General features: G+C 52.9%; 12 protein-coding genes. 6 read left to right on the plus strand and 6 right to left on the minus strand.

The features are described 5' to 3' along the window. Positions 1–1,066, plus strand: a 1,066-nt coding sequence (locus WCE46_RS02765; RefSeq protein ID WP_424732179.1) for a pyridoxal phosphate-dependent aminotransferase, incomplete at its 5' end; no start/stop codon positions are given. A 92-nt stretch (positions 1,067–1,158) separates the two neighbouring features. On the opposite strand, the gene WCE46_RS02770 is transcribed toward WCE46_RS02765, so the two are convergent. Together WCE46_RS02770 and WCE46_RS02775 are read right to left on the minus strand one after the other, a co-directional pair. After that, positions 1,159–1,296, minus strand: coding sequence for a hypothetical protein (locus tag WCE46_RS02770; RefSeq protein WP_424732180.1), 138 nt, complete (start codon positions 1,294–1,296; stop codon positions 1,159–1,161). A 10-nt stretch (positions 1,297–1,306) separates the two neighbouring features. After that, positions 1,307–1,810 carry a hypothetical protein gene (locus WCE46_RS02775; protein ID WP_424732181.1) on the minus strand — a complete coding sequence of 168 codons (504 nt, stop codon included), beginning with the start codon at positions 1,808–1,810 and terminating at the stop codon, positions 1,307–1,309. Between the two features lie 333 nt (positions 1,811–2,143). On the opposite strand from WCE46_RS02775, the gene WCE46_RS02780 reads away from it, so the two are divergent. After that, positions 2,144–4,267 (plus strand): KAP family P-loop NTPase fold protein, encoded by a 2,124-nt coding sequence (locus WCE46_RS02780; RefSeq protein WP_424732182.1) that lies wholly within the window; start codon positions 2,144–2,146, stop codon positions 4,265–4,267. Between the two features lie 7 nt (positions 4,268–4,274). On the opposite strand, the gene WCE46_RS02785 is transcribed toward WCE46_RS02780, so the two are convergent. Then, positions 4,275–4,553, minus strand: a complete 279-nt coding sequence (locus WCE46_RS02785; protein WP_424732183.1) for a hypothetical protein — start codon at positions 4,551–4,553, stop codon at positions 4,275–4,277. A 589-nt stretch (positions 4,554–5,142) separates the two neighbouring features. Next, positions 5,143–5,682, minus strand: coding sequence for a protease inhibitor I42 family protein (locus tag WCE46_RS02790; protein WP_424732184.1), 540 nt, complete (start codon positions 5,680–5,682; stop codon positions 5,143–5,145). 141 nt (positions 5,683–5,823) lie between these two features. On the opposite strand from WCE46_RS02790, the gene WCE46_RS02795 reads away from it, so the two are divergent. Next, complete coding sequence (locus WCE46_RS02795; RefSeq protein WP_424732185.1) at positions 5,824–6,762, plus strand: cation diffusion facilitator family transporter; 939 nt, start codon at positions 5,824–5,826, stop codon at positions 6,760–6,762. 118 nt (positions 6,763–6,880) lie between these two features. Next, positions 6,881–9,178 carry a PAS domain S-box protein gene (locus WCE46_RS02800; RefSeq protein WP_424732186.1) on the plus strand — a complete coding sequence of 766 codons (2,298 nt, stop codon included), beginning with the start codon at positions 6,881–6,883 and terminating at the stop codon, positions 9,176–9,178. A 48-nt stretch (positions 9,179–9,226) separates the two neighbouring features. Here the strand turns inward: WCE46_RS02800 and WCE46_RS02805 are convergent, their stop codons facing one another. Beyond that, positions 9,227–10,180, minus strand: coding sequence for an ABC transporter substrate-binding protein (locus WCE46_RS02805; RefSeq protein ID WP_424732187.1), 954 nt, complete (start codon positions 10,178–10,180; stop codon positions 9,227–9,229). Positions 10,181–10,185: 5 nt separating this feature from the next. Continuing rightward, positions 10,186–10,677 (minus strand): helix-turn-helix domain-containing protein, encoded by a 492-nt coding sequence (locus WCE46_RS02810; protein WP_424732188.1) that lies wholly within the window; start codon positions 10,675–10,677, stop codon positions 10,186–10,188. A gap of 103 nt (positions 10,678–10,780) precedes the next feature. On the opposite strand from WCE46_RS02810, the gene WCE46_RS02815 reads away from it, so the two are divergent. Together WCE46_RS02815 and WCE46_RS02820 are read left to right on the plus strand one after the other, a co-directional pair. Next, positions 10,781–11,593, plus strand: coding sequence for an ATP-binding cassette domain-containing protein (locus WCE46_RS02815; RefSeq protein ID WP_424732189.1), 813 nt, complete (start codon positions 10,781–10,783; stop codon positions 11,591–11,593). Beyond that, the coding region (locus WCE46_RS02820) for a GTP-binding protein (protein WP_424732190.1) at positions 11,590–11,959 on the plus strand (370 nt) is incomplete at its 3' end. The genes WCE46_RS02815 and WCE46_RS02820, both read left to right, overlap by 4 nt.

Below are 11,959 nucleotides of genomic sequence, written 5' to 3' on the forward strand. Positions count from 1 at the left end.
CAATGCGATCAATCTCGCGCAGGGTTTTCCTGATTTCCCCTGCCCCCCTGAACTGAAGGCCGCTGCCTGCGCCGCCCTCAACGAGGACTTCAACCAGTACGCGATCACATGGGGGGCGCAGGACTTCCGTGCGGCCATCGCCCGGAAGTCGAAGGCCTACAACGGGATGACGTTCGACCCCGAGTCCGGGATCACGGTCACCTGTGGTTCGACCGAAGCGATGATGGCCGCGATGCTTGCCCTGATCACCCCGGGAGATGAGGTGATCGTGCCCGAACCGTTCTACGAGAACTACGGGCCCGATGCGGTCATCTCCGGCGCGGTTCCCCGTTATGTCCCGCTCGGCGACGGGGAGTTTATCGATGAGGAGGCGTGGAAGGCCGCGTTCACGAAGAAGACCCGGGCCATTATCATCAACTCGCCGAACAACCCGACCGGCAAGGTATTCACCCAAAATGAACTCCGGTTCATCGCCGACCTCTGTATCGAGCACGACGTGATCGCGATCACCGACGAGATCTACGAACACATCCTCTACGACGGGCACCGGCACATCTCCATCGGTTCGCTTTCCGGGATGGAGGATCGCACGGTCACGATCGGCAGCCTCTCGAAGACCTACAGCGTAACCGGCTGGCGGGTGGGCTATGCCCTCGCGGGTGCAGGACTAACGAGCCGCATCCGGAAGATCCACGATTTTCTCACGGTCGGTGCGCCGGCCCCGCTCCAGCACGCGGCGGTCGCCGCCCTTTCCCTGCCTGAGTCCTATTACCGGGATCTAGCCCGTGACTATGACCGCAGGCGGAAGATTTTGTACAATGGTCTGATTAAGGCAGGCTTTGACTGCCGGCTCCCGCAGGGGGCGTATTACATCTTCACGGATATTTCCGGCTTTGGGATGACGGATGTGGCGTTTGCCCGGCACCTCATCGAGACCGTGGGCTTGGCGGCAGTCCCGGGGAGTTCGTTCTACCACGAGGGAGGGGAGACGAAACTCCGGTTCACGTTCTCCAAAAAAGACGAGACGCTCCACGAGGCGTGCCGGCGTCTGGAACAGCTCGGGTGAACGGGAACAATTACCCGTATCGCATTTTCGGCAGTAGCTTATTTCCCCAAAAGAGGGCCGGCGGGGGAACCTCCCCCGCTCAGGCCTTGTTCTTACTTCTTTTCCGGCCCGGCGCTCTCTTCCATGTGGTCGAGCACCCGGTCCCACATCACGAGCAGGCCCGGGATGATCACGTAGGCGAGCAATCCTGTGCCGAGGAATGCTCCTATGATGATGAGCTCGTTTTCCATCACGCTCACCTCATGCGAGGGCTGTCTCGGTGTCGGCCCAAGTCTCGACCTTCGCCCTGATTGCATCGTCCGTGTAGGAGGCGATGATGATCCGGTCGCGGCTGAAGTGGAGGCTGTATATCTCGCCGTTCTGGTCGTGGCACCTGAGGGTCGCCGAGTAGGTCTCCTTGTCGTAGTCCCGTGACGGGGTTCCACCGTGCGCAGTGCTGAGGGGGCCTGCGGCGAGGAGTGCAGCGGCGCCGGCGTTGAACCCGGCAATGCTGGTGTACCGGTCGGTGACATACCCGACGACATTTGCGTCGGTGTCCTGGTACACGATCTTCGCGGTGTAGGCTTCCTTGGTCTTCTCGACGGGCTGGTGTGTTTCACCTGCGGACATGTAGGATACACATCCGAAGGGGTTCGATACGATGACTGCCTGGACGATCGCGTTGAACATCGTCGCATCTGCAATCGGTGTCGTAAGATTGCGGAAGGCGGTCTTGGTGGTTGTTCCATCCTGGAAATCTGCCATTTTTATCTCTCCTTTCTTTTCTCTTTTTTTTCTGCTGTCTCGGGGGCCCCTTTGACACATAACAGTGTGCAGGAGGGGGTATTACGGGTAAGTGGGGGGTGCCGGTCCGGGTTACCGGTGAGCCCGGTTTGGGGATTGGGGAAGATTGGCGTGCAAAAAGAGGGAATGAGGGAGTAATGGAAGGGGTACCGTCAGTAAATGATAGATATTAAATTGAAATTGTTGATCTTTTTAAGCAATCGCATCTTTAGAACACAATATGTGTTCAATCTTCCCAGTCGGTTTCAATAAAGTAGTAATATACAAATAATTTCTAAATCAAAGGGAAATCATATGCCTGATCCAAACAAAAATTTTCTAAATATTCAAATATTCAGTGATTCTCCTAAAGATGACGCAAATTTCTTTAATTTTGATGCGTATGTCGAAGCACTTTCCAATATTATCGAAAACCCGGAAAATAAGACACCAATAACCATCGCCATCAATGGAAAGTGGGGCAGCGGAAAAACGTCATTAATGAGAACTCTACAAAAACATTTAGGGTCTTCTCACAACATTTCTAATTCTCGAAACGTCAGGACCGTTTGGTTTAATGCTTGGAAATATTCTGATGCCAATTCAATATTTGCTGCGTTAATCCAAGAAATTTTTTATGAATTTCGCGGGCAATCTTTTTTTACAAAAGAAGGAATTGTTGAGCATGTTAAAACACTATACGTAAAATGGCGAAAACAGGCTCAATTTCGTAAGATAATTTTTCATTTGATAAAAGTTGCGTCCGTTGGATTAGATGTAAGTGAATTAATCAAAGACCCAGAATATAAAAAATATCTTCCATTTTATGACGAATTCCAAAAATGTTTAAATCTGATATTGAAAATTTTTGTCATTAATGAAATAAATGGAGATTATGATGATAGTAAGGGAGTTCTTGTAATCTTTATAGATGATTTAGATCGATGCTCTCCCAAATCCATTACAAGCATTTTAGAGTCAATAAATCTTTTTTTCGACCAGAAAGGGTGTATTTTTATTATCGGAATGGACATTAATTTCGTTTCGAATGCGGTTGAATCACAGTATAAAATGTTAGGGGCTGATGAATCGTTAGGCAAAGATTTCATTAAAAAAATAATTCAACTTCAGTTTAATCTTCCTGCTATAAGTTCTGATGATGTAAAAAATTTCATTGAAAATGAGATTAAGGTTGATGAACAGATCCACCAATATATCGAAATTATAACCAATGGACTCGAAAACAACCCACGGGAGATTAAACAATTTTTGAATTCACTAAATTTTTTAAGAGGGTTGGGGAGGTCGATTAAAAATTTGACAATTGAGGATGAACTATTGATTAAATGGTGTATTCTCGATTTTATTTCTGAAGATTTTGTGAGAGAGGTAAAGATCGACAATGAGTTTTTATTAGATATACAAATTATCGCTCGCAAAGGTGAGCAGGCATTAAGGGATTCAGAATTGGAAGAACATCAAATGGAACTTGACCATGAGATTGGATGGGGTGCTCCGGAGGCCATCAAAAAAAGGAGGGAAAGATATGATAAATTTAAAAATAACTCAAAAATTATTGAGATTCTAAAAAGGGGAAATCTCGAATTCGATTTTAAAAATATCCCGAAGTACATCTGTTTCAGCAGTATATCTCCTAAAGAACCAGATTATCCTAATACATTCGTTACAGCAACAGCTTCTACATCTGTAATTGCGCAAGGTGATAGATTTTTTATTACAGGAACCGCAACAGGAAATCCTTTCCCCGGTGTTGCAATATGGATCTTTGGTGAAAATCATTTTTCCCGTGAAATCATCAAGGTTAATTCTGATTCATCTTACTCATACGAGATAAAAAGAGAAGTAACACAAAAAATGGACCCGGGCCAATACTTTGTCGTTATCGAACATCCCCTGCAGGATAACAAATTTGAAGTCGATATTATCGGAAACTTCGTTGGGATTCCTATTGTATGGAGCGATAGTCCCTTGCCTGTTAACTTATTCCCAATAAATGGCCCGGGAAGTCTTCATGGAATTGAAGCAGCAGAAGCGGTTATTAACGCAATCAAGCGCCCGAGGTCTGACGAAATTTATACAAAGATTCAGTTCATCATTCAGAAACCAGTGATCCATATCGATCCCATCAATGACCACCACATCGGGGACAAGTTTACTATAACGGCAACCACTAACCTCGCTGTAGGTGACAATGTCCTCTTCACCATCTACTCATTGACATTCCCGCAGACCAACAAAATCCAAAGCCACATATTCAAAGGTGCATCAGGAACTGTACAGGTTACCCTCGGCGAAATGGGGCTAAATATGCTTTCATTCGATGTTGACTCCTCAACGTTTAAACCAGATGAGTATATTGTTAAAGCATCTGCAGTACTGCAAGAGGTAATTTCAGAGATAAAATTTAAAATTATTTAAGAATAATTTACTTCTTCCCGTCCCCATCCATAATATCCTTCGCCAGCCAGATCCCTCCCGGGTAGACATCGTAGAACCTCCACCGGCACTGAGGGAAATACAACCAGATCATCTTCCGGAACTGCGACGAGGGCTTCATGGCCCGGAGATAATCGATCTCCTTCCTGCACTGGACAATAACGGTGCGTGCATCCGGCAGCGGCCTGCGGGAACGGACGACCTCGATCACGAGCGCCCCGTCGGGTCCGATACCGATAAGGTCGAGGGGGATCTTCGACTTGCGCACCAGCACCGGGTGCCCGGGCAGGCAGCTTGGGAATTTTTAAAAATGAGCGGGTCACGAACTGAGGATTCCGGAAAATGAGCGATACAGGTGCTGAACATTTTCAAAAATGACCGGCCCGGTCCAGGGACGCTGATGCCAAAACCCTCGAATAATCATCGTACTCTCCGACGAAGAAGTGTGATCCCGGGGCTGTACTGGCAAAAAAAGTCCGGGTTGTGCGCTGAAGATTTAAAGAAAAGTTTGACTCAGCTGCTGATGATTTCAAAAAAAGATCGGATCACGGACTGAGGATTCCGGAAAATGTACGGATCAGCTGCTGAAGATTTCTAAAAATGAGCGGGTCACGAGCTGAGAATTCCGAAAAATGTTCGACCCAGCTGCTGAAGATTTCTAAAAATGTCCGGGTCGCGGGCTGAGGATTCCGGAAAAAGCCCGGTGAATCTCAAAAACAGTGATGTTACCCCGCTCTGTCGTTTCCCCGGAACAGCGCCTTTGTTCTGCCGGCGGATTCACTAGTGCCGGACGCACATGCGTCAGGACGCAAAAAGAGCACAAAAATAAAAAGAGGATACGGTGAGGTGGGGAACGGTCACGCGGGCGTTGCCACGATCACAAGGCTGAACGTCTCATCGTCAGCGGTTGCACCGACCCATGACCGCAGGTAGACCGCTTTGAACGTATAGGTATTCACGGTGTCCGGGGCCAGGATCCATTCATGGTAGCCACCGGCGCCAATCAGGCCGGTGTCCGGCGCGATATACGTATCCTGGATCACCGAAAGGCCCTTTGATGCGGTCGCATTCCACGTATAGCCGGTTGTCGGGTTCTCCGCAAGACGCACAAGCACCCGGTCGCTTACCGGGATTGTCAGGATCTCCCCGTTTGCCGTGCTGTTCACAAAGACCGTCGTCACCGAAGAACCGGCAACCGTCGATACGGCCGTCGGGAACGAGGTCGTGGACGGTATCGGTACTGACGCTGTAGTCGCCGGGGTCACGCCCTCCGGTGTAACGGCAGTCGTTGTCTGTGAATCAGAGACCGGGGTCGTTCCCTCGATGCAGCCGGCGGTCAGGCAGACGGCGATGACAACGAGGCATCCCACTGCGAGTATTAAACTGGTGTTTTTCATTCAGGTCACCTGTTAAATAAACACATATTAAGGCTAATTTGGATAAATCTGGCGATAACTGCGATTTTTTTTGCAGTCTCCGGGCAGAATCCGGACCTGCCGGTCTTTTATCGTCTTAAAAAACAATATGTCAGAGATCACATGGATGGCAGTTCCGGGGAGTGCACGGGCAGGGTGGGAGCACCCGCTTCAAAAGAGAAGACCGTTGTATTCAGCCTCCTCTGCGACATCGGCCTTTGGATCCCGGAGATCCTCGCCGTCGTCCTCTCCGGGTCCATCACCCTTTTTGCCGACGTCATGAAGGACGGGAACGAGATCCTTGCCACGATGTTCGCGCTCGCCATCCTCATCAAGATGCGGCATGGCGCCGGCTTCACGTACGATTACGGCATGGGAAAGTTCGAGACGCTCACCCGGATCGCCACCGGCGCTGTCATGTTCATCTCCATTGCCATAATCTTCTTCTCTGCCATCCACCGGCTCATCGTTCCCGAGGCCCTCCGGCCCACCGGCGTCTGGATTGCCATCCCCCTTGTCATCCTCACCGCTATTATCGACACCTGGCTCTGGAAGAAGAACTACCGGATCGCGCAAATCGATCCCTCGCCCATCATGGAAACCCAGTGGCGTCTCCGGCGGGCAAAATCGTTTGCCGATGTTGCAGTCCTTATCTCGTTTGTCCTCTCCTTTGCCCTTATCGGGTACTCGTGGTCTGTCTATATCGACCCGGGGATCTCCTTTGTCATCATCGGCTTCCTTTTGATCGCCGGTATCCGGGAAATATCCTCATCGCTCCCCGATCTCTTTGACAAAACCCTCGAAGAGGACCTCCAGATCGTCATCCTACAGGAACTTTCGGCATTCTTTAACGAATACCACGGGTTCTACGGTGTCCGCTCAAGGCGATCCGGAAGCAAGATCTACATCGATATCTTCCTCGGCTTCGATCCCGGGCTCACGATGGGAGCGGTGCAGGCAACAAGCGACCGGCTCAAAGGATCCCTGGAAGGGAAGATCCAGGGAAGCATCGTCAGTATCGTCCCCACGAGCGAACGATCCGCGCAGGCAGGCCGGATGTAACTGCGGCCCTTGCGAGGATTTGTCCCCGGAAGTTTCCCGTTTGGGAAATTCCAACTCCTAAAGGGAAATTGTTTAATAACGGGCACCATACAGTCCTTTTACCGAGTGTGCACGTAACGTGATCAACGTCCTCTATGTTGACGACGAGCAAGCCCTGCTTGAACTCACCAAATTGTTTCTGGAGCAATCAGGAGAATTCAGCGTCGATACAATACTTTCTGCGCAGGAGGCAGCCGGTCTTCTGCGGGATCGCCATTACGATGCGATCATTTCCGATTACCAGATGCCGGGGATGAACGGGATCGAATTTTTACGACAGGTCAGGCAGTCAGGAAACATAATCCCTTTTATCATCTTTACCGGAAAAGGCCGGGAAGAGGTCGTGATCGAAGCCATCAACAGCGGTGCTGACTCCTACCTCCAGAAAGGCGGCAACCCCCGGGTGCAGTTTGCAGAACTCGGGCAGAAACTCCGGCAGATGGTCCGGCGATCGCGTGCAGAGCGTGCACTCCGCAAAGGAGAGGCACGGTACCGCGCGATCTTCCAGAATGCAACGGATATCATCCGGGTTCTTGACCGCGACGGCAGAATTGCCTACGAGTCGCCCTCGTCATCACGCATTCTTGGGTATCCCCCTATGTCGCTGAAGGGAAAGGACCCAATGGATTACATTCATCCCGACGATCGGGACCGTATCAGGGCCGACCTTGCTTCGGTGTATGCAAAGACAAATCCCGGGGTACCGTCTCAATACCGGATGCGAAAGGCTGACGGCGAGTATCTCTGGGTCGAATCGGTCGCCACCAACCTCACCGGTGTCGAGGGAATAGATGGCGTCGTGACCACGACACGCCCGATCACAGAACGCAAAGCGGCAGAGGAAGAACTCAATAAGAAACATGAGGAACTGAACGCTGCGTTCGAGCAGCTGACCGCGACCGAAGAGGAACTGCGCCAGAACTACGCCGAACTGGCAAACAGCGAGCGCCGTCTTTCCGAGTCCGAACGCCTGATCCGGGCCTCGGAAGCATTCTTACGGTGCGTGATCACCGATGCACAGGAAGGGATAACGGCCTACGATACCAACCTGCGGTTTACCCTCTGGAACCCGTTCATGGAGGAACTGACCGGCATCCCCGAGGGAGATGTGGTGGGAAAACACCTTGAAGAGCGGTTTCCCCAGTTTAATGCACTTGGATTCCCCGAAAATCTCAGGCGGGCACTTCACGGGGAGACGATTGAATCCCCGGATGCGCCGGTCGAGATTTCGATAAAAAAGAGGACAGTCTGGCTCCGGTGTATTGCCTCCCCCCTCTACGATCCGGACGGGAAGATTACGGGCGTTATTGGTATCGTCCAGGACATGACTGCGCGCAAGGAAGCAGAGCTCGCGCTGCTTGCAACAACCGGGACGTTAAAAGAGAGCGAGGAGAAGTACCGGAATGTCTTTGAAGCGAAAAACGATCCTCTTCTTCTCGTGGATGTAGAGACCCGGGCAATCCTCGACCTGAACCCGGCAGCGTCCGCGCTGTACGGGTATACCCGGGAAGAACTGATGAAAATGGCGCTTGTGGATCTCTCTGCTGAACCGGAAAAGACGCAGGAGACCCTTGACCGGCAGGTGCCCCGGGTCTCCCTGCGGTATCACCGGAAAAAAGACGGTTCGGTCTTTCCTGCAGACATCACGCTTGCCTACTTTACCTTCAAAGGCCGATCAGTCCTGATCCTGTCGATCCGGGATCTCACCGGTGTCCAGCAGATCGGCGATGCCCTCAGGATTGCAAACGTCAAACTCAATCTTTTGATGGGGGTGACCCGGCACGACGTGCTCAACTCGCTCACGGCACTTCTCGGGTATAATACGATCCTCAGGGAACGGGAACCCGATGCAGCGACCAGCGAGGTTCTTGAAAAACAGCAAAAGGTACTGCTTGCGGTCCGAAGCCAGATCGAATTCACCCGGTCATACGACGATCTCGGTGTTAAAGCCCCGGTCTGGCAGCATGTCGGGAATACGGCGTCACGGGCGTACTCCCAGTTCATCAATACCATCTCGTTTACCTGTGACACCGGAGATCTGGAGATCTATGCGGATCCGATGCTTGAAAAGGTATTCTACAACCTGTTTGACAATGCGTTCCGTTACGGGGAGGGGGTCACAAACGTCAGATTGTACGGGGCCATGGATGGGACAGATCTGCTTCTCTATTTTGAGGACAACGGGATTGGCATCCCTGATTCCGATAAGACCCGGATTTTTTCACGGGGTGTCGGGAAAAACACCGGTCTTGGTCTCTTTCTGACCCGGGAGATCCTTGCGATTACCCGGCTTGGGATAACGGAGACCGGGGAATACCGGAAAGGGGCACGTTTTACCTTCCGTATACCCCGGGGCGCGTACCGGCTCCTGAAATAATCAGACCTCCCCCGGATCGCGGTAACGGTAACAGTCGGGGACGCTTTTTTAAAGAGTTTTTCGGGTGTCCGCGATCCCTGACGAGTAATGGTGCGGTCCTTTATGAACGGCTGTAATCAGTGACCGTTCGAAGCATTCATCCTCACTGACCGGGCGGGAAATGTAGCCAAGCGTCTGGAGCGTCCGGGCAAATTTCATCGTGGATGCGATGTATTCCGGTGGCAGTGCTGCGCAGTACTTCGGCGAGATCCGGTAGGTTTCAAGGACGAATGCTTCATCTACCATGCCGGTCGTTCCTGCGACAATCCGGGCACAGGTGGCGGGGTCGTGCCGGATCCATTCGCAGGCTGCCTCGTGGGCGGTCAGGAACCGGGTGAGTAGGCCGGGTTTTTTGAGCATCTCCCGCATCACAACGATCCCGTAACTCGGGTTGAACGGCCAGAGCCGGTCGGGAGGCACTGCAAGCCGTGAATTTCCATACCGGTGTGCAGTAGCCGCGAGCGCCGGTGTCCCGGCTGCGGCCGCGATCTCACCGGTCTCGATGGCATCTGTAAGGAAGTCTGCCCACGGGTAGTTCTTTACCGCAACATCCGTTCTCCCGTACTCCCGGAGCAGTTCGTGCACGATCACATCGTGGATGGAACCCTTCGGCGGCGTCCCGATCGTTTTACCGGCAAACTGCGCGAGGAACTCCTGCATGCTGCCACAGTCCGCGAGGGAGGGTGTATCTCTCCCGGCAATTATGACCGTCCCCTCGATATGACCTCCCGCGATGCAGGCGAGCCTCAAGCCCCGGTCGATCCCGATGATAACCGGGGGAAGGCCGATGTACCCGAGGTCGAGCCTGCCTGCCTGCATCGCGTTGATGATGTCGGGTCCCGAGGGAAAAAGCGTCCACGTGGCAGAAATACCCTGGTCGGCGAGCAGGCCCGAGCCCCGAAGCAGGAACGCGGTATGGTACATGGTGGAGAGGTGGCCGATCCGGATCGTGTCCTGTACCATATACGTCACCCGATCTTCTTGAGCACCGCGCCGATTGCCTCGTCCACGCAGGAGAGTTCGGGACGGAGCATTCCGACTGGCACGTCCACGATCTTTTCCACGATCGAGGCAAGTATCGGGGCACAAATGATGCCGGAGGCCCCGTCTTTCTCCGCCCTGGACGCCGCAACGATGCATTCATCAAGGGAGTGCGCGGAGTATCCCCGGATGGCAAATTTCTGTCCCCCCGAGGACTCCACCTCCCGGGTCTCGACGGAATCCAGCAGGAATTTTGCCGCGATGACCGCGATGAACCGGTGGCGCTCCGGCTCAAGGACGGACACAATCTTTTTCACGGTCGAGAGCCGGGGGTCCCTCTCACCCATCGTTACCTTGTACAGCGTCGAGACCGGGATGCCGGTCTGATTCGCGAGTTCCCTGACCGACATGTTCCTGCGCTCCAGTTCCTCGTTCAACGCGGCGGTAAAATCGATCTCGAATATCCTTTTTGAGAACATATTAACCTTAATGTATCCTTTTTTAGATTATAATTATTACTATAAGGAAAAAATTCTTGCACTTTAGGAAATATATTTGAACAACCCTGCCCATGATCCTGTCATGAACCACACTCAGGCGTACGAAATAACCATCCTCCCCGGGACCAGCCGCGACGGGGAGAAGGAGGGATTCGACCGGATCGTGATCCGGCCGGGCGACACCCTCTCGATCGTAGGGCCGACCGGCTCGGGGAAATCCGCACTTATTAACGATATTGAGGTCCTCGCGCAGGATGACACGGCGACAGGGAGGAGCATCCTTGTCAACGGAGAAGAGCCCCCAGAGGAGCTCGTGCGCGACCCGGCAAAGAAACCCATCGCGCTCATTACCCAGAGCACCCGGGTTATTGCAGACCTCACGGTCACCCGGTTCCTCGCCCTCCACATCCAGGTGCGGGACACGAGTAGCCAGGACCTGATCGCCCGCACGATAGCGCTCGCAAACGAGTTTACCGGTGAGAAGATTGCCGCCTCCACCCGGATGACGTCGCTCTCGGGAGGCCAGACCCGATCGCTCCTGATCGCCGACGCGATCCTGATCGGTCAGACGCCAATCCTCCTTCTCGATGAGGTGGAAAACGCTGGTATCAACAAGGAACGGGTCATTACCTGCCTGCGGGAGTACAAAAAAGCCGTGATATTTGTCACGCACGACCCGTATCTCGCGCTTATCACCGACTGGCGGATCGTCATGAAGAACGGGGCAGTGGCCGGCGTGCTCGAACCGGGGAACCGCGAGCGTGATATCATCGGCACCGTGTCCGGCATGGATGCGTTCCTCTGGGATCTCCGGGAGAAGATCCGGGGCGGGGAGCTGATCGGCGATTCCGGTACAGCCCCCGCATCCTCGAAAAAGGCAGGGGTGCCGGCATGAAACTCGTCATTGTGGCCGGCCCACCCAGTGCCGGCAAGACTGCAGTCATCCGCCAGATCATAAAAAAATTTTCAAAGACCGACGAGCCCGCGTACCTCAAGATCGATGTCGTGAAGGCGTTTGAGGATGAGGAACTCCACGAGGAGTTCGGTATCCCGACAAGGAAGGTCTACTCCGGCGACCTGTGCCCCGACCACATGGGCATCATGGTACTAAAAGACGCGATCACGTGGGCGGAGAAACTTAAGGCAGGTATACTCATCATCGAGAGCGCCGGGCTCTGCCTCAGGTGCACACCGTACACCACGCAGTCGTTCGGCATTGCCGTGCTTCCCGCAGTCTCTGGGAGCAACTCGCCGCTCAAGA

Origin of the sequence: Methanoregula sp. (assembly GCF_049690535.1) — an archaeon.
In the GTDB taxonomy this organism is placed as follows: domain Archaea; phylum Halobacteriota; class Methanomicrobia; order Methanomicrobiales; family Methanospirillaceae; genus Methanoregula.